This is a genomic window from Arthrobacter globiformis (assembly GCF_030815865.1).
GTDB classification, from domain to species: domain Bacteria; phylum Actinomycetota; class Actinomycetes; order Actinomycetales; family Micrococcaceae; genus Arthrobacter; species Arthrobacter globiformis_B.
Genome location: NZ_JAUSXI010000001.1, coordinates 90,260 through 109,972 on the forward strand (window position 1 = coordinate 90,260; position 19,713 = coordinate 109,972).

The following is a 19,713-nucleotide window of genomic DNA, read 5'->3' on the forward strand; positions in this document are numbered from 1 at the left end:
TCTTTAACAGGCTCAACCAGCGGTTTCTGTTTAAGCCAGGCTCCGGGCCTGTTCGATCAGCTTGAGGACTTCGACGGGGCCGGCCGGGTCTACTGGTACTGGCAATGGCGAGGCGGTCCCGCCGTCGGAGATCTTGGCCGCGAGGATGCGGTAGAACTCCGGGTAGGCACCGCGCTCCGTGGACAGCCGGTCGAGGTGGCCGTCCCGGCCCAGCTTCCCGGCCCACTCGGGTGCTTCCACACCGTACTCTTCGTCCAGCGGTCCCCCGCCAGCCACGATGTACGGTTCCTGCGGGTCCACGCCGTGCTTGGTAAACGCGCCTTCCGAGCCGAGCACCCGGTAGCGCGGTCCCTGCTGGGCGCACAGCATATTCATCCAGAGGTGGCTAAGCACGCCGGACCCGTGCCGCAGGACCACGAAACAGTCGTCATCAGCCTTTTCCCCCGGCCGCCGGGCCTGGAGCTCGGCATGGACCACCGTTGCAGGGCCGAAGAGCTGCAGTGCCTGGTCCAGCAGATGGGTGCCGAGGTCGAACAGGACACCGCCGCCGTCGGCCGCCGTGGCCTCCGCCTTCCAGGCCTTGGCAACCTCGGGCGACCACCGTTCGAAGCGTGATTCGAACCGGGTCACCTGCCCCAGCGACCCTTCAGCCAGCAGTTCCTTGACGGTGAGGTAGTCCCCGTCCCAGCGGCGGTTCTGGAACACCGTCAGCACCCGCCCGAGCCGCTCAGCGAGCGCGATCAGCTCGTGCCCCTGGGCGCTCGTCACGGCAAAGGGCTTGTCGACGACGACGTCGAGCCCGGCCTCGAGCGCGGCCTTCGCCAGCGGGTAATGGGTGGTCGGCGGCGTTCCCAGCACCACGAGGTCAAGGTCAGCGGCCAGCGCAAGGGCCGCATCGCCGCCGGGCACTGTTTTCACACCTGGGTACTGTCCGACGGCGGCAGCCTGCCGGCCGGGGTCAGAGGTGGCGATGACGTCCAGCGAGTAGCTCGGGTCCGCCGCGACCAGCGGCGCATGGAATACCCGACCGGACAGGCCGAAGCCCACCACGGCGGTCCGGATGGGAGTGGAGGGGGTGGAGGAATCGGTGCTCATGGTGCCACGCTACCCCCTGGACCGGTCCCGGTTCAGCCGCGTTCAGCTGTGAGGCATCCGGCCTTCAGCCCTCCGCACCCCCGACGACGCGGGTGACCAACTGGCGCCAGGACTCCTCCAGCCGCTCCGGCGAAAGGTGCTGCACGCGGACTGCGTGCAGCAGCCGCTCGGGTTCGAGGGTTGCGCTGAGGGACATGGCCATAAGCCACGGGTCCGCGTCGAAGCCCGCCGAGCCCAGCAAATGCTCGATGTGGCGGTGCCACAGCACCGCAGCGGGGGCGTCAAACCTGTTGTGCAGTGACGCTTCGGCGGCCCTCGCGAGCTCGCCGTACTCCATGACATAGCGGATACGTTCGGCGCCGAAGGCGATCAGCCGTTCCAGTGGCGGCGCCCCGGGGCCAAGCGGCGGCGGCCCGAACATGAAGCGGGCCTGAAACTCGGCCTCGGCGTCGCTGAGCAGGGTCATCATCAGGCCGGCCCTGCTGCCGAAGCGACGGAACACAGTTCCCTTGCCCACGCCTGCGCGCTCCGCCAGCTTGTCCATGGTCACGCCGTCAGCGCCGCATTCCTCCACGAGCTGCCGGGCAGCGCACAGGAGCAACTCCCGGTTCCGGGCAGCATCGCTGCGTTCCGCTCCGGAGCCGGACGAGGATCCGGAACGAATTGGGATGAGGCTCACACCAAGCATTCTAGACCCGGGAATAATATCCGGACCGCAGTCCGTTTAGTCTGGATGAAGGCACCAAACGCCTTAAGAACCAATCGCCACGGAGCGTTCCGCGGCAAAACCTAAGGAGTTCACATGTCCAAGAGCACCGTACTCGCCCTGGTGGGAAGCCTGCGCGCCGACTCCCACAACCGCAAGCTTGCCGAAGCCATCCAGCTGAACGCTCCGGAAGGCGTCGAGATCGTGATCCACGAGAGCCTGGGCAACATCCCCTTCTACAACGAGGACACCGACGTCGAAGGCCAGGTCCCGGCCGCCGCTACCGCCCTGCGCGAGGCAGCCGGCCAGGCTGATGCCCTGCTGCTGGTCACCCCCGAGCACAACGGCACCATGCCCGCCTCGCTGAAGAACGCCATCGACTGGCTGTCCCGGCCGTACGGCGCCGGCGCCCTCGCCGGAAAGCCCACCGCCGTCGTCGGCACCGCCTTTGGCCAGTTCGGTGGCGTCTGGGCCCAGGACGAGGCCCGCAAGGCTGTTGGCATCGCCGGCGCCCGTGTTCTGGAGGATGCCAAGCTCGCCGTCCCCGGCTCCATGGTCCGCTTCGCGGAAACCCACCCGAAGGACGACGCCGAAGTCGTTGAGCAGATCAAGGAACTCTTCGTTGCCCTTGCCGCCGTCGAGCCCGCGGGCGCAGCCGCCTAGGCAACTCCGCCCCTTCACACGCCCCCGGCCCTCCAGCGGCCGGGGGCGTGCGCCATTCCCGGCCTCGGCGCGCTGGAAGGCGGGGGCCTGCTGCAACCAATCCGTGACTGAGCTGCGGCCAAACTGACACCCGGGCACCGTTCCCCGGCCCGCCGCCCCGCCGTAACGTTGATGTACGGGACGTGCCGGAGCAGGGAGTGCGGTGCAGTCATGAAGTCAAGCTGGGGAGTCAGACCGCTAACGACGGCGGTTGCCGCCTTCTGCCTGACCCTTCCCTTGTGGGTCGGCTCCTGCGCCCCGCTCCAGCAAAATGCTTACGACGCCGGACCCGCCCCCGCCGCGGCACCCGAACCCCGCCCGGCGCCTCCGGTGATTCCACCTGAGGAAGCCGGCGCGCCCAGCGCACCCGGCCCGGGAGCATCCGGCCAGGGCGCTACTGGTCAGGGTGCTGCCGGCCCTGGCATGGGAACAGCGGCCGGGGTTTCCGGGCCCGTTCCTGCTACCGGTTCAGCTCCTCCGTCCGCAGGCTCGAACCCCGGCGGCCAAACTGCCGGCGGATCAGGGCCGGGCCTTCCGTCCGGCGGCCTCGGCGCGGGCTTCGCCGGTCCGGACACCCAGGCACAACTGCCGGGCGGCGCCGGACAGCAGCCCGCGCCTGCTTCAGGGGTCCCTGCTTCGGGCGTCGCGGCCGGCCCCGGTTCCCCTGGCCCCACAACGGGCTCCACGGCACCGGCTTCCACGTTGCCAGGGACCGGGACCGGCGGAGCTGGCGCCGGCACTGCGGTTTACTACGTCGCACTCGACGACGGCGGCACGTCCGGCGTGCGCTTCGGCTGCAACGACAGCCTGGTGGCCGTGCACCATGCCGACTCATCCATCAGCGAGCCACTGCAGGCCGCCATGAGCAGGCTGCTGTCCGGCCCGGGCGCGCCGCCCGCAAGCGGCTTGTACAACGCATTGTCCGCTTCCTCGCTCCAGTACGTGTCCGGCTACCTCGATGGCACCACCGTGGTGGTGAACCTGACCGGCGCAGTACAACCGGGCGGCGTCTGCGATCTTCCGCGGATCGAAGCACAGCTCACCCATACAGCGGTCACGGCCGTGGGTGCCGTCCGGGCGGAAATCTACGTCAGCGGCGTGCCCCTGGCCGAAGTTCTCAGCCTCCGCTAGCCCTCGCCTTCCGGTGAGAACAGCGCGTCCATGTCACTATGGCTCGGCGAACCGGCGAGTTCTGACCAGTTGCCGTCGCCCAGGATTTCGGCGGCCACTCGGGAAACAGTCGCATAGGCCGCCTTCGCAGCATTGCCGCCGATGCTGACCCGCCGCACACCGGCGTCGTGCAGTTCGCCCACCGACGCCGATCCGACGCCGGCAAGGGCATTCAGCGGCGCCGATATCCGCCTGCTGAGCTCATGCAGAATGTGGAGGTCCGTCACGCCGGGAACGAAGATTCCGTCGGCACCCGCGGCCAGACAGCGTTCGGCCCGCTCCAGCGTTTCCTCGAACGCTGAGTCCCCAAACTGCCCGGAAAGGTACGTGTCCGTCCGGGCATTGATGAAGAGGTTCACGCCGGACTCTGCTGCGATGCTGCGGACCAGACTGATCCGGCGGCCCTGCTCGTCGGCGTCTGTGAGACGCATCCCGCCCGAGTCTTCGATGTTCACGCCCACTGCGCCGGCCTCCAGCACCGCCGTGACGGTCTTCCGGAGCAGCCCGTCATCGAAAGCGCCGTCCGCACCCGCATACCCGGCTTCGATGTCCGCCGTGACCGGGAGCCTCGTCGCCGCGGTGATCCTGCGGAGCGCGTCGAATGCCAGGCCCGGAGGCACGTGGCTGCCATCGGGGTACCCCAAGCTCCAGGAGATGGCCGAACTCGAGGTGGCAATGGCCCGTGCCCCGGCCTTCTCCACAAGCCGGGCCGACGCGGCATCCCACACGTTTACGAGCACCAGCGGAACAGCACCGCCCGCGTGCATTTGACGGAAGGCGTCGGCCTTGGCGGGCTGGGGCGATGCGTGTTGGGGCTCGAGTGACGTCATGGCTCCATTCCATGCCTTGGTCTGCCAGAGGTAAAGGCACCCCAAGGCCCCAGTTTCGAATCCTCCAGAATCAGGTCAACAGCTGTTGCCTAATCAGCAACCTATGGCTGTACTCTGGGATTGTGACCCACGAGACACTCGACGCCGCCGCAGCCGTCCTCCCCGCCGAAGCCATCGACGCCATCGAGCGGGCCGCGACATCAGCCCACCGCCACGACGGACTCTTCTCCGAGCGCGCCGCGAACATCAAGCAGTCGGCGGTGCGGGATGTTTTCGACATCTCCATGCGGCCCGGCCTGGTCTCGCTGGCCGGCGGCAGCCCCTACCTGCAGTCCCTGCCCCTCGAAAAGCTTGCCCAGACGGCCGCGCGGATCATCGCCGAGGACGGCCTCACTGCGCTTCAATACGGCGGGGGCCAGGGCACTGAGGAACTGCGCACGCAGATCTGCGAAGTCATGGCCGCCGAAGGCATCCTGGACGCCCGGCCGGAGAACGTGGTGATCACCGCGGGCTCGCAGTCCGCCCAGGACGTGGCCACCAAGGTGTTCTGCGACCCTGGCGACGTGGCCCTGGTGGAGGAACCCACCTATGTGGGGGCGCTGAACACGTTCGAGGCGTACCAGGTTCAGGTGGAGGCCGTGCCCATGGACGACGACGGCCTGGTGCCTGATCTTCTCGAGACCAGGATCGCGGCGCTCCAGACCGCCGGGAAAAACATTAAGTTCCTCTACACCATCCCCAACTTCAACAACCCGTCGGGCATCACGCTGGCGCAGGAGCGCCGGCAGCAGATCGTGGACATCTGCCGCCGCGCCAACATCCTGGTGCTGGAGGACAACCCTTACGGGCTGTTGAGGTTCGACGGCGAGCCGCTGGCCCCGCTGCGCGCAGGCAACCCCGACGACGTCATCTACATGGGATCGTTCTCGAAGATCTTTGCCCCGGGTTTGCGCATCGGCTGGGCCCTGGTACCGGCCCACCTGCAGCGCCGCTACTACCTGGCCTCCGAGGCAGTGACGCTGTGCCCGCCCACTCTGAACCAGATGCTGGTCTCGGCCTACCTCCGAGACTACGACTGGAAGGGCCAGATTGAGACGTACCGCGGGCTGTATGCCGAGCGGTGCCACGCGATGCTGGCGGCACTGGAGAAGCACATGCCCGAAGGGCTCAGCTGGACCCGGCCGCAGGGCGGATTCTTCGTCTGGGTGACGCTGCCGGAGGGCGTGGACACGTACCCCCTGCTCCATAAGGCGATTGATGCCGGCGTCGTCTTCATTCCCGGCGCAGCCTTCACGCACTCGGACGCCCCGTCGAACAAACTCCGCCTTGCTTTCAGCGCCGTTCCGCCGGAGGCCATTGCCGAGGGCGTGCGGCGCCTGGCTCCGGTGCTGCAGGAAGCCATTGACGCGCTGGCCTGAGCTGCGGGCGGCGGGGACATCAGATCATTCGGCATATTCAAAGGAGATAAGGCCATGGCGGAAACCATTGTTGTGGGTGTGGACGGAAGCGGTACCGCGCGCAAGGCAGCGGAGGTGGCGCGGGATTTGGCCGGCGCGCTGGGCGCCCGGCTCCATGTCGTGTCCGCGTTCGATACCGACCGGACCGAAGTCTTCGGCAGCGGCAGTGACCGGTGGATCGTGTCGGACGCCGGGGAAGCCGAAAAGGTGGCCCGGGAGGTGGCGGCTGCCTTGGCCGGCGGCGAACTCAAGATCACCTATTCCGCCGCACGGGGCAGGCCGGCCGAGGCCCTGGTCAGGGAGGCGGACCGCCTTGAGGCGAGGATGATCGTGGTGGGAAACCGCCGGATGCAGGGCCTCGGACGCGTGCTGGGCAGCGTGGCGAACAGCGTGGCCCACAGTGCGTCCTGCGACGTCTACATCGCAAATACCTACGGAGCGGACTAGCGCGCCGCAGGCCTGACTTGACGCGGATCACCCCGGCTGGTGGGCAGCCTCACCACGTTTTCCGGCAATCCGGCATGGCCCGAAAGATAAAATTGGAGGTGCCCCCGATGGTGCGGACAAACCCAAATCTACCTCTCAGGGGAACACTGTGCTTACACTCCAGCGGCGCCACCTCGTCGGCCACGACATCCTCCTTGCCCGCCACGGCAACCACATCAGCGCCATGCGCGTGGACCGCTCCGCGGGCCGCGTGATCGCACTCCTTGACGACGGCTCCGTGGACAGCGCTCCGAACCTTATCTCCCCCGACCTGCAGCTGCCGGACACGCTGAACAGCGTCCTCCGCGAGGACTGGAAGTTCCTCACGCTCGTGAGCTGCGGCATCGCGGCCGTGTGCGGCGTCATGCTGGCCGCCGCGGTGGGCATGGCAGGACTGTCCTCCGACCCGGCCATGGCGCAGCTGCTGGCCAACTCCTACGCCGCCTACTGAGCCAGACCCCGGCGTCAGGCCATCCGGACCAGTACCTCGCGGAGTAGCCACCACAGCCCGGCGGTGACGCCGCCGCCCACCAGGGCGCCCGCAACAACCTGCGCCACCGTATGGGCACGCAGCACCACCCTGGACCAGCCGACAGCGGGAATCAGCAGCAGCAGCGGAAGCCACTGAACGCCCAGGATCAGCACCGTGATGACCGTTGTCAGCGCGATCGCCCCGGCGTGGCCGCTGATTTTCCAGAACAGACTGATGACGGCGAGCACCACCACGCCGCCCACTATGGCCAGCACCACCACAATGACGCTGTACGGCGCATTGATGGCCAGGAGCACTGCCAGCCCCGCGAGCAGTGACACCACCGTCATGGCAAGCACTGGTGCTCGTTGCTTGCGGTCGCTGACGTGGTGGTCCGTCACTTTGCCCAGACGGACCAGAAGGACGACGGCGGCCAGGGGCAGCACGCACACAAACAGCACCGCCACGGCGCCGAACCAGACCGTGCCCGGAAAGCCGGGTTCCACTGCCGGGCTGAGGAGCAGCAGCAGAGCCACGGTGATCGGCGGCTGAAGGGCCTCCGTGATGACCCGGGCCACGCGGTTCTTCACCCGGATGCTCATGATCCCGCGATCCTCACCCATGGGAACCCCGTCCCTGCCTGTCCGGTCCTTCCCCCTTTCCCGGAGGGTACCGCGCCGGGGACCGTCAGTCGAGCAGCAGGGCAGGGTCAGTCGAGCAGCAGGGCGGGCTCTTCCAGGATGGCGGCGACGTCAGCCATGAAGCGGGCTGAAAGGTCGCCGTCCACCACTCGGTGGTCAAAGGATCCGCCGAGTGTGGTGATCCAGCGCGGAATGACCTCGCCGTCCAGTACCCACGGCTTTTGCTTGATGGTGCCAAACGCCACGATGGCCACTTCACCGGGGTTGATGATGGGGGTTCCGGTGTCGATCCCGAGGGCCCCGATGTTGGTGACTGTCAACGTACCGCCCTGCATCTGCGCCGGCTGGGTCTTGCCGGCACGCGCGGTGGTGGCGAGCTCGTTAAGGGCCAGTGCCAGTTCCTTGAGGGACAGGTCCTGGGCGTTCTTGACGTTCGGGACCATGAGCCCGCGCGGTGTGGCCGCGGCGATGCCGAGGTTCATGTAGTGCTTGATGTGGATTTCAGCGGCGTCGCTGCCGTCCGGGTTGTCCACCCAAGTGGCGTTCACGCTCGGGTTCCGCGCTGCAGCCCAGATGACAGCCTTCGCGAGGATCAGCAGCGGGGAGACCTTGATGCCCTCGAAGTCGCGCGAAGCCTTGAGCCGCTTGACGAATTCCATGGTGCGGCTGGCGTCCACGTCCACGAAGATGCTCACGTGCGGCGCGGAGAACGCCGACTCCACCATGGCCTTCGCGGTGGCCTTGCGGACGCCCTTGACCGGGATCCGTTCGATCCGCTGCTCCTGGGGACGGCCTGACGTGCCCCAAAAGGTGTCCGCCTTGTCCAGTTCCGCATCCCGCTGTGCCTGGTAGCTGACCAGGTCCTCGCGCGTCACCTCGCCGCGTGCGCCCGTGGCCACGACGTCGGCGAGGTCAATGCCCAGGTCGCGGGCGATCTTCCGCACGGGCGGCTTGGCCAGGACCCTGTTCATGAGCCCGGAAATGGCCCCGCCGAGCGTCGGCTTGTCAGTCTCGATAGCGGGCGTCCACTCAGGCCGCCTCGTCACGACAGGTCCGGCCACCGGGCCGGCGCTGGCCGGGCCGTCCAAAAGCGCATCCTCCACGGACCGCGGCTGGACAGGCTCGACTTCCGGAGCGCCATGGACTGCATCTTCCGGAATCGCCGGTTTGGTCTTGCGCGGGCGCCGCTTCACGGCGTCGGCCTTTGGGCCTGATCCCACCAGCGGACCGGCGGCCAGGCCGCCGGCGGCAGCTTCGCCGTCGGCCGGGAGCTTTCCGTACATCAGCGCAGGCTCAGTAACCTCGACGGCGGGCACCGGCGCGTCGGCCGGCGTTGGATCGCCGGACATGGTGTCTGAGACGCTGATGATGGCGGTCCCGACGTCGACCGTCGCCCCTTCCGGGACCAGCAGTTCGGTGACGGTGCCGGCGAACGGCGACGGAAGCTCAACAAGGGACTTGGCCGTCTCGATCTCGCACAGGACGTCGTTGATGGCCACCTCGTCGCCGGGCTTGACCTTCCACGAAACGATCTCTGCCTCGGTCAGGCCCTCACCGACGTCGGGGAGGTTGAACTTGTTAAGCGTCATGGGATCCTCGGGTTCGAAAGCTGGGGCGCTCCGGGAGGTGCGGAGGCGGTAGGCGAAAGAGTCAGCAGGTGCTGGTGCGCGACGGCGTCAGTACGCGTACGTGCGGTCCAGCGCCTCAAGGATGCGGTCGATGTCCGGGAGGTAGTCCTCTTCGACCTTGGCCACGGGGTACGGCATGTGGAAGCCGCCCACCCGGATGACCGGCGCCTCCAGCGAGTGGAAGGCCCGTTCGCTGATCCGCGCGGCGATTTCACCGCCGATGCCGCCGAAGGTGGGAGCCTCGTGCGCCACCACGAGCCGGCCCGTCTTCTTGACAGAGGCTTCGATGGCGTCGAAATCGATCGGCGAGATGGAACGCAGGTCGATCACTTCGATGCTGCGGCCGTCCTCCGCCGCGGCGTTGGCGGCAGCGAGGGCCACGGGGACGAGCGGGCCGTAAACCACAACCGTGGCGTCGGTCCCCTCGCGGACCACGTGGGCCTTGAACGGATCCTCAGCCGGGCCGGCCGACTCGGTGTCCACCTCGCCCTTGAGCCAGTAGCGGCGCTTCGGTTCGAAGACGATCACCGGGTCCTGGCAGGCCACGGCCTGCTGGATCATCCAGTAGGCGTCGTGAGGGTTGGACGGCGTGATGATGCGCAGCCCAGGGGTGTGCGCGAACAGTGCCTCCGGCGACTCGGAGTGGTGCTCGATGGAGCCGATGCCGCCGCCGTAGGGGATGCGGATGACCACGGGCACAGTGAGGTTGCCGTTGCTGCGCGAGTGCATTTTGGCCAGCTGGGTGGTGATCTGGTTGAAGCCGGGGAAGACGAATCCGTCGAACTGGATCTCGGCAACGGGGAGGTAGCCGCGCAGCGCCAGGCCGATCGCGGTGCCGATGATGCCGGATTCCGCGAGCGGGGTGTCCACCACGCGGTCCGCCCCGAATTCGCCGATCAGTCCGTCGGTGACGCGGTAGACGCCGCCGAGCGGGCCGATGTCCTCGCCCATGAGGAGGGACTTGGGGTTGTTGCTGAGCGTGGCGCGCAGGCCTTCATTGATGGCCTTGGCAATGGTCATGGTGGTCATCAGCGGCCTGCCCCTTCTCCCTCGTCCTCGCCGGCAAAGCCCGCGCTGTACTCTTCGAACCACGCCAGTTCCTCGGCCACGAGCGGGTGCGCCTCGACGTAGGTGTTGGCAAAGGCGGTCCTGATATCCGGTGCGTCCGATTCGTAGGTGGACTTCCGGATGTAGGCGGCGAGTTCGTCGCCGTCGGCGGCAACCTGGGCGAAGAAGGCTTCGTCGGCCATGCCTTCGGCGCGGAGGTACTTTTCCAGGCGGTCGAGCGGGTCCTTTTCGCGCCACAGGGCCTCTTCGGAGGACTCGCGGTACTTGGTGGGATCGTCGGCCGTGGTGTGGGCTCCCACGCGGTAGGTGAAGGCTTCAATCAGCACCGGGCCGTTGCCCTGGCGTGCGTGCTCGAGCGCCCATTCGGTGACGGCATGGACTGCCACGACGTCGTTGCCGTCCACGCGGATGCCCGGGAAGCCGTAGCCCTTGGCGCGGTTGGAGAGGGGGATGCGGGTCTGCACAGCGGTGGGCACGGAGATGGCCCAGTGGTTGTTCTGGCAGAAGAAGACCACCGGGGCGTTGTACGAGGACGCGAACACCATGGACTCGTGAACGTCACCCTCGGAGCTCGCGCCGTCGCCGAAGTAGACCATGACGGCGGCCTTCGGCTCGGCCGAGCCTTCCACGTCTTGAGCCTCTGCCAGCCGCTGGTCCCGCTGGATGCCCATGGCGTACCCGACGGCGTGCGGCGTCTGCGCTGCCAGCACCAGCGTGTACAGGTGGAAGTTGGTGTCTTTCGGGTTCCAGCCGCCGTTGGAGACGCCGCGGAACTGCTTCAGCAGTTCGGCCAGATCCACGTTGCGGGTCAGGGCGACGCCGTGCTCGCGGTAGGTGGGGAAGATGTAGTCCTGCGGCTGGCTGGCACGCCCGGATCCGATCTGGGCCGCTTCCTGGCCCGTCAGCGGAACCCACAGCGCCAGCTGGCCCTGCCGCTGCAGGGCCGTAGCTTCCTGGTCAAAGCGACGGATGGCCGCCATGTCCGCGTAGAAACCGCGGAGCTTTTCGGCGTCGAGACGCTCGGCATACTCGGAGAACACGGAGTCCGTGCCCATCCTGCCATCGGGGCCCAGAAGCTGGACCATTTCAGTCGGAGGCACGCCCAAGGTAGCCTCGGCCTGCGCCTCGAGCTGGTCGTCCAGTTCCGTTCCATCGAACTCGGTGGAGGGCAGATGTGTTGCGCCCATACCGTCTCCTTGCCTGCCGCATCCGGATGCGTTGCAATCTCGCTGGGATATATGCCGCACGAGGAATGCATTACCGATGAGGCATATATTTTTGGCTTACTGTTCCTTACTTTATCCGGCGTAGGTAGCGCCGGCTGTTTGTTAAGCGCTAGGAACGGCGTGGCGGTTTTGTGTAAACCTTACAGAGTTCCAGGAATCGCGTATTGGCTTCCACTTCGCCGATACTGACCCGGACACCTTCGTTTCCGAAGGCGCGGACGGACAGTGCCCGTTCCCCGGCGAGCTGGGCAAACTCCGCGCAATTATCGCCAAGATCAAGCCAGACAAAGTTCCCCTGCGCGTCCGGAACAAACCAGCCGAGGTCCCGGAGACCTGCCGTCACGCGGTCCCGCTCCGCCACCAGGCTTTGTACCCTTTCTACAACCTGGCCAAAATTCTGCAGGGACACAACGGCGGCCTGTTCGGCGATCTGCGAGACCGCGAACGGGGTGGCGGCGACGCGCAGGTGCTGGGTGAGCTGGGGCTGGGAAACGCTGTAGCCGACCCGGAGGCCGGCGAGGCCGTGCGCCTTGGAGAACGTCCTGAGCACCACCACATTGGGGTACTTGCGGTACATACGGATGCCGTCCACCGCGTCTTCTGCCCTGACGAACTCCTGGTAGGCCTCATCGATGACCACCACAACGTCCGACGGCACCGCCTTGATGAAGCGCTCAGTTTCCTTGGCGGTCAGGATGGGGCCGGTGGGGTTGTTGGGGGTGCAGAGCAGGATCACCCTGGTTCGCGCGGTCACGGCTGCGGCCATGGCGTCAAGGTCATGGCGCCCGTCAGACGTCACGGGGATCCGGACGCTCTCTGCCCCGGCCAGCCCGACGCAGATGGGGTAGGCCTCGAAGGACCGCCAGGCGTAGATCACTTCGTCGGGCTTGCCGTCGTCGTTCTGGCCGGCGAACGTGGTCAGCAGCTGGGTGAGGGCGCCGAGGCTGCCGGCACCGGTGACGATGTCCTCGGCCGGGACGTCGAGGAACCCGGCGAGCGCGGTGCGGAGCTTGGTGCTGAGCGGGTCGGGGTAGCGGTTGAAGTCCGTCTGGGCGGCAATGGCCTCCACCACGGCCGGGATGGGCGGCAGCGGGTTCTCGTTGGACGACAGTTTGTAGCTTGCAAGGCCGTCGACGGCCACCGGGGGCTTTCCGGCGGCGTAGCGGGGCAGCCGGTCAACCACGGGTCGTGGCCTCAGGCCCCCCGCCACAGTCTCTGATGAAGTCATGCCACCTAGCCTATGCCCCTGACTGCCTGCCCGGCCGTGCCGTGTGACAGCATGGGCGCATGCGGTCTTTCATCATGCGCGTGATCATTAACGGACTGGCGCTGTGGATTGCCAGCTGGCTTCTGCCCGGCCTGGATATCTCCACCACAGCCACCACGGAAGCTGTAGCGAAGACCGGGGTGAACCAGGGAACTGACGCCGCCGGCATTGTCCTCGCGTACCTGTTCATCGGGCTGATTTTCGGCGTGGTCAATGCCTTCGTGCGGCCGATCGTCAGCTTCCTCTCCCTGCCCATCACCATCCTGACGCTGGGTCTGTTCACCGTTGTGATCAACGCCGCGATGCTCTACCTCACCTCCTGGATTAGCGGCTACACGCCCGTGCACTTCACCATCGATTCGTTCTTCTGGACCGCCGTGCTGGCCGCCATCATCATCACCGTCATTTCCCTGGTGGCAGACCGGGTCCCCGGCGCCCGCCACCGCTGACACCCCCGCCGACGCTGATACCTCCGCCACCGCCGACGCCACCGCCGACGGGAAGGATTACCCTGCCCGGACCGGGGAGTGACGGTTGCAGCGCGGGCGCAGGCGGCTTTGGCGCGCGGACCAGCTGAAACCGGGTGGCCCTGGCTGTTCCCCCCGCACCCACCACCCCGGCAAGCGCAGCAGTGGACGCCACCAGTGAAGGATCCGGACTCGCCGAGACTGCCCGGGCCCCCGCCTCGTAGTTGGTGAGCCTGTGCCCGGGGCCGAGCCCGGAGTCCTCACCAGGAGGCGTTCCGACCAGACCGTTGAGCGTCACTGTCACCCTGTCCCTGGTGTCCGGATTGGGAAGGCCGTCGCCGCCCGGAACCCAGTCCTGCCGGTGCTCCAGATGCAGGCTGCTGACGCCCGGCTCCGGAGTTATCGCACCGACCGGCGAGCCCGCGGTTAGCACGTACTTGAGGTTGTACTCGGCAAGGAAGGCCTTGTCCTGGCTCAGGTTCATCGCATGGATTCCGCCCTGGCTGTAGCCCACGGCGACCACCTGGTCCCCGGCCTCTGCCCCGGCCTGGTGCAGGGCAGCCCGGATGGCTGCGGCCGTGTACTCGGACCCGTACCCCAGCGCTTCGCCGATGCCGGCCTCGTCGAAGGGGTTGGGTCCGCCGGTGTTGCCGGGTTGGGTTCCGGGAATGATGACGATGAATGCGTCCCGTCCCCCGCTGCTTGTCTGGATGACCTCGATCTGGCCCGGGCCGGCGTCTTCCATCTCCCCTGCCCGGGCAAGGAGACCTGCCGGCGAGGCGTCCAGATCAATGTCCGCGGCGCCCGCCTTCAGGGCCCTGACCGGCCGCGGCCTGAGTTCCGGCAGGACGCGGTCCAGCAGCAGCCGCGCGAGGGCCGGGATACTCGAGCCCGTCGTGCCGGAGGCGAGTGCCATCTTCACGGCGGCATCCAGAGGACTTAGCCGCACTCCGAGGAGGGCCGCAAGGATAGTGCCGGCCACCAGGGGGTCGCTCGAGGCGATCGCTTCAGTGCTGGCCGTGTTCGGGCGCCAGTCCCGCGTCAGGCCAAGGTCAACCACCTGCCGTCCCCACAACCATGATGCGTCCAGGTGGAGCTGCATCAGGAGCTGGTTTGCCGTCTCGGCGGCGCTGTATCCGAGCTGGCAGGCGCGCACCCCGCCGGCCAGGCGCTCCAGTTCCTCCCGCGCCGCCGCCACCGAACGCCGCCCCTCCCAGACGGCGGTCAGGGCCTCGGCGCCGCTGACCGGATCATCCCGCTGGAAGCTTCCCATCGCCTCCCACACCCTGTAGATGCCCAGTTCCACCGCCACCAAATCCCGGGCGAGCACATCCAACTCCCGGGCCCCCGAATCCAGTTCCTCGAGCTGGAAGGAGATCCCGCCTACTCCGCCGCGCACGGAAAGGACACCGTTGGAGGCCGGTTCGACGGGACGGAGCTGGCCGCCGCTTCCGCCCCGCGCGGCCTCGGACATCAGTAGCCCCCGGCGGCGGGAAGGGCGGACTCGGCGACATGTACGGAGTGCCGCCGCAGGGCGAGGGAGGCGGCAAGCACTCCTTCCCGGGCCCGGCAAAGGGCAATGGCCTGTACCCGGAGGCTGGACCGGTAAGCCAGCCCGGCTGGCGACTGCCAGTCCATCAGCTGGAGCTGCGCAAGCTTCGCCTGTACGGCATCGACCTGTTCCGCGCAGGCCTCCACCCGCCCGGCCAACAGCTGGACTTCAAAGCTGCGCGACGAACATGCCGCGGCGTCGGCCGCCGTGACACTGGCGCTCGTCGCCGTAACGCTGGCGCTCATTTGGATACCCCAATCTCCGGCGGGCCGGCGCTCCGGCGTCAGCCCTTTCCTCGCTTCCTGCCCACGACGGTAAGGTGCCGTCCGCCGCCGACGGAACGGCCGGCGTCGTCCATGTGGAGAAGTGCGCGAAGGCGGGGCTGTGGAGGAGAGGTCACACGGAATCCCGTGCTTCAGCCGGCACAGAACTTCATGAAAGAATCAGGTCATGCCTGAAACTGCCGCCACAGCTGACACCCGTACGCCCTCCGGACGCCTCGCCCTCGCCGCGTCAGGGGAACAGATCGCGCTCGGCCCGCTGGACGGCCGTTACAAGTCCGCCGTCGCCCCCCTCGTTGACTACCTGTCCGAGGCCGCCCTCAACCGCGACAGGGTGGCCGTCGAGGTGGAGTGGCTTATCCACCTGACCGGGGACAACGTCCTCCCCGGCGCGGGCCCCCTGACCGAAGACCAGCAGCAGCAGCTGCGGGCCATCGTCACCGAATTCGACGCCTCCTCCGTCACCGAGCTGGCCGAAATCGAAGCCGTCACCGTCCACGACGTGAAGGCCGTGGAGTACTACATCGGCCGCCGCCTGCCCGCCATCGGCATCGAGAACCTGACCGCCATGGTGCACTTCGGCTGCACCTCCGAGGACATCAACAACCTGTCCTACGCCCTGGGGGTGAAGGGTGCTGTGGAGGACGTGTGGCTGCCCGCCGCCCGGGCCCTCGTTGCCCAGATCAGCAAGATGGCCGAAGATAACCGCGCCGTTCCAATGCTGTCCCGCACGCACGGCCAGCCCGCCACGCCCACCACGCTGGGCAAGGAGCTCGCCGTCATCGCGCACCGCTTGAACCGGCAGCTGGAGCGCGTCGCCAGGACTGAATACCTCGGCAAGATCAACGGTGCCACCGGCACGTACGCCGCCCACGTGGCCTCTGTCCCCGGCGCTGACTGGCAGCAGGTCGCGAAGTCATTCGTCGAGAAGCTGGGCCTGACCTGGAACCCGCTGACCACGCAGATCGAAAGCCACGACTGGCAGGCAGAGCTGTACGCCGACGTCGCCCGCTTCAACCGGATCCTGCACAACGTCTGCACGGACATCTGGAGCTACATCTCGATCGGCTACTTCGCGCAGATCCCTGTGGCAGGCGCCACCGGCTCCTCCACCATGCCGCACAAGGTCAACCCGATCCGTTTCGAAAACGCCGAGGCCAACCTGGAGATCTCCTCCGGGCTACTGGACGTTCTGGGCTCCACCCTGGTCACTTCCCGCTGGCAGCGCGACCTCACGGACTCCTCCAGCCAGCGCAACATCGGCGTCGCATTCGGCCACTCCCTGCTGGCCATTTCCAATGTGGCCAAGGGCCTGGAGCGACTCGACGTCGCGGAGAGCGTGCTCGCCGCGGACCTTGACACCAACTGGGAAGTCCTGGGCGAGGCCATCCAGATGGTGATGCGCGCGGAGGCGATCGCCGGCGTCGAAGGGATGGAGAACCCGTACGAGCGGCTCAAGGACCTCACTCGCGGCCAGCGCGTGGACGGCGCCCGGATGCAGGAGTTCGTCCAGGGCCTGGGCCTCTCCGCGGAGGCTGAGGCACGGCTGCTCGCGCTGACGCCAGGCAAGTACACCGGCATCGCGGACCAACTGGTGGACCACCTGAAATAGGTACGACGGCGGTGCCGGGCCTTTGCTGCCCGGCCGCGCTTCCGTTTCCGGCGGCTTCCGCACGCTGCCGGTCCCGTTTTGCGGCGGTCTGTGCCGCCTACCTTCCCGACGACGACAAGGAACGGAAACCATGAGGCTGCTGCTCATCCGCCACGGTGAAACCCCCGGGAACGTGCTGGGGCAGCTGGACACCGCGCACCCTGGCCCCGGACTGACCGAGCTGGGCGAGCGCCAGGCCGAGGCCCTGCCCCGGGCGCTGGTGAACGAGCCGATCAGCGCCCTGTACGCCTCCACCCTGGTCCGCACCCAGATCACCGCCAAACCGCTGAGCCGGGAGCTCGGCCTCGATGTGACGGTCCTGGACGGGATCCACGAGATCGAGGCGGGCGCCCTGGAAAAGCTGACGGACCACGAGTCCCACCGGCGGTACATGAGCACCGTGTTCGCCTGGACTGACGGCGACTTCGACCGCCGGATGCCCGCCGGGCCCAACGGGCACGAGTTTTTCGAACGCTATGACGCCGCCATCGCCAAGGCGGCCGCGGAAGCCGCCGGCACCGGCGCCGTCGCCGTGGTGAGCCACGGCGCCGCGATCCGCGTCTGGGCAGGCCACCGGGCCGACAATATCGACATGGAATTTGCCGCCCGGCACGTGCTCGCCAACACCGGCATCGTGGCGCTGGAAGGCGGCCCCGACGCCGGCTGGAACCTGATCCACTGGGACGCCAGCCCCGTCGGCGGCCTTGCCCTGGCCGACCCCACCGCCGAGGACCCGATGGGAAAGACCACGGGCTAGGCCCGGCGCCAAGTGTTCCCACGGCGCTTACCGGCAGGAAACACCGCGGTAACGGTGCGCCTCTAGCCTTGATTCGCATAACCCTTCGGCGAATCGAGGCACAGATGCAGACCAATCCCAGGCTCAACATCCGGAAAGTCAGCTGGTCGAATCCTGTGGGAGCTGATCTGCGCGCTGCACAGCAGGCGGAACTGGACGCCCGCTTCGGGTGCCCTGACCATGAGCCGGGACCCAAGCCCTCGGAAGTGGACACGGCCGTGTTCCTCGTAGCCTATGACAAGGGGTCAGGCCAGCCGGTGGGCTGCGGGGGCTTGCGGCTGCTCGACTCCGAGACGGCGGAAATCAAACGCCTCTATGTTCTCCCCTACACCCGCGGTTCAGGCGTGGCCAGCTCCATCCTGGCCGCCCTCGAGGCCGAGGCCTTTGCCCAGGGCATCACCCGGATCACTGCGGAGGCGGGCTCGGTGCAGACTGACGGCCGCAACTTCTACGCGAACTCCGGCTTCGATCCGGTTCCCAACTTCGGCCCCTACATCGGCGTCGAGCACTCGTACTGCTTCGAAAAGAGGATCGATTGCCACAGCGCGGCGCACACCGCCATGGCTTGAGCGGGCCCACAACCGGCCGGTGCCCGGCTGAGCGGCCTTGGGCAGGGCCGGTCTAGTGGGGCAGGGCCGGTTGCGTGTGGAATCACGACGGCGGCCGTCACACTCCGGTGGAGCAGGCCGCCGTCGGCTAATCTCGCGCTATGGAAACCAAAGACATTACGTTTCGCACCCGCAAGTGGGTGCGGCCCGAGGACCTCAACGCCAACGGCACCCTGTTCGGTGGCAGCCTGCTGAAATGGATCGATGAGGAAGCCGCGATCTACGCCATCCTCCAGCTGGGCAACGGCCGCGCGGTCACCAAGTACATCTCGGAAATCAACTTCGTCAGCTCCGCGGTCCAGGGCGACCTGATTGAGATGGGCCTGACCGCCACCCGCTTTGGGCGCACGTCGCTGACCATGCGCGCGGAAGTGCGCAACATGATCACCCGGCAAAGCATCCTCACCATTGAGGAAATCGTGTTCGTGAACCTCAGCTCCACCGGCAAGCCGGAACCGCACGGCTACACGGAAATCACCTACGACCGCGACCGCATCCCTACACACCACCTCACCGAAACGCTGCAGCAGGACTAGCGCAGCGCCGTCGTCCGGGTTTGGGCGCGCCTTCGGCGTTACCGGGAAGCCAGCCTCAGCAGTCCGTCGCGCAGCGGCTGGGCCCGTTTGGTCAGGGCCACACCCGCCATGGCGGAGGAAGCCAGCCGCAGCAGCTGGGTCCGGAGGGCGCGCTGCCGGTTGTAGGCCTTGAGTGCGTCTTCCAGCGGACGGGCGTTGAGGAGTTCGGCCAGCGTGACGGCGTCCACGAGCGCCTCGCAGGCGCCGCGGCCCAGGTTGGGCGTCATGCCGTGGGCGGCGTCGCCCGCCAGGACGGCGCCCGGCCGAACGAAGCTGCCTAGGTTTGGCGTGGTCCAGATCCGCTGCGCCAGCGTGGCGTCCGGCGTGGCCTGCTCCAGCACTGTCCGGACGGCTGGCGCACTTCCGGCGAAGCGCTCCTTTGCCTGCCTCAGTGCTTCGGCTGCACCGACGCCCGCCGGCCCGAGGTTTGAGCGGAACGAGGCATACCAGTAGGTCCTGTCGCCGGACGCGGGCGTGATGCCGAACAGCTGCCCGCGTCCCCAGTATTCCCCGCCGGCGTCGGCCTGGACGGGAACGGGAAGTACGCCCCGCAAGGCCAGGTACGGCGTCAGCCTCGCCTGCGACCTGGCGCCCCAGAAGGAGCGGCGCACCACACTGTGCACGCCGTCGGCCCCCACCAGCAGGCCTGACGACAGCGGGCCGGTAACGGGGATGTCGTCCACCCTGCCCTCGATGCGCTGCACGGAGGCGGGCACGGCGGCTTCGAGGATCCGGATGAGATCCGCCCGTGAGACGCCCAGGACCCCGCGCACCTCAGGTGCCACCAGGGCTGTGCCCGTGGCGTCGCGCAGGGCCATCCCGCCGAACGCCGTGCCCGCCTCCCTGATCTGCGGCAGCACCCCCAGGACCGCCAGCGCCGCCTGCGCCTCCGGCCACATGGCCAGCGACGTCTCCACCGCCGGCACTCCGGGCCGCTGTTCGTGGACGGCGACGTCGAAGCGCCGCGGGTCCAGGCCGGCCGCGAGCGCGAGGCCGGCAATGCCGCCGCCGATGATTGTTATGGCTTCCATGGAC

At 67.7% G+C, this 19,713-nt stretch carries 21 protein-coding genes; 10 read left to right on the forward strand and 11 right to left on the reverse strand.

What is annotated here, in order from left to right; all coding sequences use genetic code 11:
• Nucleotides 1-30: 30 nt before the first annotated feature.
• Nucleotides 31-1,095, reverse strand: a complete 1,065-nt coding sequence (locus tag QFZ33_RS00440; RefSeq protein ID WP_307023841.1) for a Gfo/Idh/MocA family protein — start codon at nt 1,093-1,095, stop codon at nt 31-33.
• 64 nt (nt 1,096-1,159) lie between these two features.
• Entirely contained in the window at nt 1,160-1,774 is a 615-nt protein-coding gene (locus tag QFZ33_RS00445) for a TetR/AcrR family transcriptional regulator (RefSeq protein ID WP_307023843.1), read from the reverse strand.
• A 123-nt stretch (nt 1,775-1,897) separates the two neighbouring features.
• Between QFZ33_RS00445 and QFZ33_RS00450 the strand changes: the two genes are divergently transcribed.
• Nucleotides 1,898-2,464 carry an NAD(P)H-dependent oxidoreductase gene (locus QFZ33_RS00450; protein WP_307023845.1) on the forward strand — a complete coding sequence of 189 codons (567 nt, stop codon included), beginning with the start codon at nt 1,898-1,900 and terminating at the stop codon, nt 2,462-2,464.
• A 210-nt stretch (nt 2,465-2,674) separates the two neighbouring features.
• The gene (locus tag QFZ33_RS00455) at nt 2,675-3,634 is read left to right on the forward strand and encodes a GerMN domain-containing protein (RefSeq protein ID WP_307023846.1); all 960 of its coding nucleotides are present in this window, start codon (nt 2,675-2,677) and stop codon (nt 3,632-3,634) included.
• Here QFZ33_RS00455 and QFZ33_RS00460 read toward each other — a convergent pair.
• Complete coding sequence (locus tag QFZ33_RS00460) at nt 3,631-4,503, reverse strand: isocitrate lyase/PEP mutase family protein (RefSeq protein ID WP_307023847.1); 873 nt, start codon at nt 4,501-4,503, stop codon at nt 3,631-3,633. The two genes, QFZ33_RS00455 and QFZ33_RS00460, sit on opposite strands and share 4 nt — an antisense overlap.
• A 122-nt stretch (nt 4,504-4,625) precedes the next feature.
• Here QFZ33_RS00460 and QFZ33_RS00465 point away from each other — a divergent pair, with 122 nt between their 5' ends.
• The 3 genes from QFZ33_RS00465 to QFZ33_RS00475 all read left to right on the forward strand — a co-directional run bounded on the left by QFZ33_RS00465 (nt 4,626) and on the right by QFZ33_RS00475 (nt 6,897).
• Nucleotides 4,626-5,921 (forward strand): aminotransferase-like domain-containing protein, encoded by a 1,296-nt coding sequence (locus tag QFZ33_RS00465; RefSeq protein WP_307023849.1) that lies wholly within the window; start codon nt 4,626-4,628, stop codon nt 5,919-5,921.
• Between the two features lie 54 nt (nt 5,922-5,975).
• The gene (locus tag QFZ33_RS00470) at nt 5,976-6,407 is read left to right on the forward strand and encodes a universal stress protein (protein ID WP_307023851.1); all 432 of its coding nucleotides are present in this window, start codon (nt 5,976-5,978) and stop codon (nt 6,405-6,407) included.
• Nucleotides 6,408-6,555: 148 nt separating this feature from the next.
• Entirely contained in the window at nt 6,556-6,897 is a 342-nt protein-coding gene (locus QFZ33_RS00475) for a hypothetical protein (protein ID WP_307023853.1), read from the forward strand.
• Between the two features lie 14 nt (nt 6,898-6,911).
• On the opposite strand, the gene QFZ33_RS00480 is transcribed toward QFZ33_RS00475, so the two are convergent.
• The 5 genes from QFZ33_RS00480 to QFZ33_RS00500 all read right to left on the reverse strand — a co-directional run bounded on the left by QFZ33_RS00480 (nt 6,912) and on the right by QFZ33_RS00500 (nt 12,709).
• Complete coding sequence (locus tag QFZ33_RS00480) at nt 6,912-7,520, reverse strand: phosphatase PAP2 family protein (protein ID WP_307023855.1); 609 nt, start codon at nt 7,518-7,520, stop codon at nt 6,912-6,914.
• A gap of 107 nt (nt 7,521-7,627) precedes the next feature.
• Nucleotides 7,628-9,148 (reverse strand): dihydrolipoamide acetyltransferase family protein, encoded by a 1,521-nt coding sequence (locus QFZ33_RS00485; RefSeq protein WP_307023857.1) that lies wholly within the window; start codon nt 9,146-9,148, stop codon nt 7,628-7,630.
• 87 nt (nt 9,149-9,235) lie between these two features.
• Entirely contained in the window at nt 9,236-10,216 is a 981-nt protein-coding gene (locus QFZ33_RS00490) for an alpha-ketoacid dehydrogenase subunit beta (RefSeq protein ID WP_307023859.1), read from the reverse strand.
• Nucleotides 10,216-11,442, reverse strand: a complete 1,227-nt coding sequence (gene pdhA, locus QFZ33_RS00495) for a pyruvate dehydrogenase (acetyl-transferring) E1 component subunit alpha (protein WP_307023870.1) — start codon at nt 11,440-11,442, stop codon at nt 10,216-10,218. The genes QFZ33_RS00490 and pdhA overlap by 1 nt, the downstream gene beginning before the upstream one ends.
• Before the next feature lie 148 nt (nt 11,443-11,590).
• A complete protein-coding gene (locus tag QFZ33_RS00500; RefSeq protein WP_307023872.1) occupies nt 11,591-12,709 on the reverse strand; it encodes a histidinol-phosphate transaminase in 1,119 nt (372 codons plus the stop codon).
• Nucleotides 12,710-12,768: 59 nt separating this feature from the next.
• On the opposite strand from QFZ33_RS00500, the gene QFZ33_RS00505 reads away from it, so the two are divergent.
• The gene (locus QFZ33_RS00505; RefSeq protein WP_307023873.1) at nt 12,769-13,197 is read left to right on the forward strand and encodes a phage holin family protein; all 429 of its coding nucleotides are present in this window, start codon (nt 12,769-12,771) and stop codon (nt 13,195-13,197) included.
• Here the strand turns inward: QFZ33_RS00505 and QFZ33_RS00510 are convergent.
• Complete coding sequence (locus tag QFZ33_RS00510; RefSeq protein ID WP_307023875.1) at nt 13,151-14,689, reverse strand: hypothetical protein; 1,539 nt, start codon at nt 14,687-14,689, stop codon at nt 13,151-13,153. The genes QFZ33_RS00505 and QFZ33_RS00510 overlap by 47 nt on opposite strands.
• Nucleotides 14,689-15,012: a hypothetical protein gene (locus QFZ33_RS00515; RefSeq protein WP_307023878.1), complete on the reverse strand. Its 324-nt coding sequence runs from the start codon at nt 15,010-15,012 to the stop codon at nt 14,689-14,691. Before QFZ33_RS00515 ends, QFZ33_RS00510 begins: the two co-directional genes overlap by 1 nt.
• 205 nt (nt 15,013-15,217) lie before the next feature.
• Between QFZ33_RS00515 and purB the strand changes: the two genes are divergently transcribed.
• The 4 genes from purB (at nt 15,218) to QFZ33_RS00535 (ending at nt 18,639) form a co-directional block, all read left to right on the forward strand.
• On the forward strand, nt 15,218-16,660 hold the full coding sequence (gene purB / locus QFZ33_RS00520; protein WP_307023880.1) for an adenylosuccinate lyase: 1,443 nt from the start codon (nt 15,218-15,220) through the stop codon (nt 16,658-16,660).
• A 130-nt stretch (nt 16,661-16,790) separates the two neighbouring features.
• A complete protein-coding gene (locus QFZ33_RS00525) occupies nt 16,791-17,456 on the forward strand; it encodes a histidine phosphatase family protein (RefSeq protein WP_307023882.1) in 666 nt (221 codons plus the stop codon).
• A gap of 104 nt (nt 17,457-17,560) precedes the next feature.
• Nucleotides 17,561-18,064 (forward strand): GNAT family N-acetyltransferase, encoded by a 504-nt coding sequence (locus QFZ33_RS00530; protein WP_214852016.1) that lies wholly within the window; start codon nt 17,561-17,563, stop codon nt 18,062-18,064.
• A gap of 140 nt (nt 18,065-18,204) precedes the next feature.
• Complete coding sequence (locus QFZ33_RS00535; protein ID WP_214852015.1) at nt 18,205-18,639, forward strand: acyl-CoA thioesterase; 435 nt, start codon at nt 18,205-18,207, stop codon at nt 18,637-18,639.
• 38 nt (nt 18,640-18,677) lie between these two features.
• On the opposite strand, the gene QFZ33_RS00540 is transcribed toward QFZ33_RS00535, so the two are convergent.
• Complete coding sequence (locus QFZ33_RS00540; protein ID WP_307023888.1) at nt 18,678-19,709, reverse strand: FAD-dependent monooxygenase; 1,032 nt, start codon at nt 19,707-19,709, stop codon at nt 18,678-18,680.
• Between the last annotated feature and the right edge of the window lie 4 nt (nt 19,710-19,713).

Excerpts from the sequence above, each read along its gene's own strand:
- QFZ33_RS00540 (WP_307023888.1), bottom strand. The coding sequence starts at position 19,709 with ATGGAAGCCATAACAATCATCGGCGGCGGCATTGCCGGCCTCGCGCTC.
- QFZ33_RS00535 (WP_214852015.1), top strand. The coding sequence starts at position 18,205 with ATGGAAACCAAAGACATTACGTTTCGCACCCGCAAGTGGGTGCGGCCC.
- QFZ33_RS00480 (WP_307023855.1), bottom strand. The coding sequence starts at position 7,520 with ATGAGCATCCGGGTGAAGAACCGCGTGGCCCGGGTCATCACGGAGGCC.
- QFZ33_RS00455 (WP_307023846.1), top strand. The coding sequence starts at position 2,675 with ATGAAGTCAAGCTGGGGAGTCAGACCGCTAACGACGGCGGTTGCCGCC.
- QFZ33_RS00500 (WP_307023872.1), bottom strand. The coding sequence starts at position 12,709 with ATGACTTCATCAGAGACTGTGGCGGGGGGCCTGAGGCCACGACCCGTG.
- QFZ33_RS00470 (WP_307023851.1), top strand. The coding sequence starts at position 5,976 with ATGGCGGAAACCATTGTTGTGGGTGTGGACGGAAGCGGTACCGCGCGC.
- QFZ33_RS00460 (WP_307023847.1), bottom strand. The coding sequence starts at position 4,503 with ATGACGTCACTCGAGCCCCAACACGCATCGCCCCAGCCCGCCAAGGCC.
- QFZ33_RS00485 (WP_307023857.1), bottom strand. The coding sequence starts at position 9,148 with ATGACGCTTAACAAGTTCAACCTCCCCGACGTCGGTGAGGGCCTGACC.
- QFZ33_RS00450 (WP_307023845.1), top strand. The coding sequence starts at position 1,898 with ATGTCCAAGAGCACCGTACTCGCCCTGGTGGGAAGCCTGCGCGCCGAC.
- QFZ33_RS00440 (WP_307023841.1), bottom strand. The coding sequence starts at position 1,095 with ATGAGCACCGATTCCTCCACCCCCTCCACTCCCATCCGGACCGCCGTG.
- pdhA (WP_307023870.1), bottom strand. The coding sequence starts at position 11,442 with ATGGGCGCAACACATCTGCCCTCCACCGAGTTCGATGGAACGGAACTG.
- QFZ33_RS00510 (WP_307023875.1), bottom strand. The coding sequence starts at position 14,689 with ATGTCCGAGGCCGCGCGGGGCGGAAGCGGCGGCCAGCTCCGTCCCGTC.
- QFZ33_RS00505 (WP_307023873.1), top strand. The coding sequence starts at position 12,769 with ATGCGGTCTTTCATCATGCGCGTGATCATTAACGGACTGGCGCTGTGG.
- QFZ33_RS00515 (WP_307023878.1), bottom strand. The coding sequence starts at position 15,012 with ATGAGCGCCAGCGTTACGGCGACGAGCGCCAGTGTCACGGCGGCCGAC.
- QFZ33_RS00490 (WP_307023859.1), bottom strand. The coding sequence starts at position 10,216 with ATGACCACCATGACCATTGCCAAGGCCATCAATGAAGGCCTGCGCGCC.
- QFZ33_RS00530 (WP_214852016.1), top strand. The coding sequence starts at position 17,561 with ATGCAGACCAATCCCAGGCTCAACATCCGGAAAGTCAGCTGGTCGAAT.
- purB (WP_307023880.1), top strand. The coding sequence starts at position 15,218 with ATGCCTGAAACTGCCGCCACAGCTGACACCCGTACGCCCTCCGGACGC.
- QFZ33_RS00525 (WP_307023882.1), top strand. The coding sequence starts at position 16,791 with ATGAGGCTGCTGCTCATCCGCCACGGTGAAACCCCCGGGAACGTGCTG.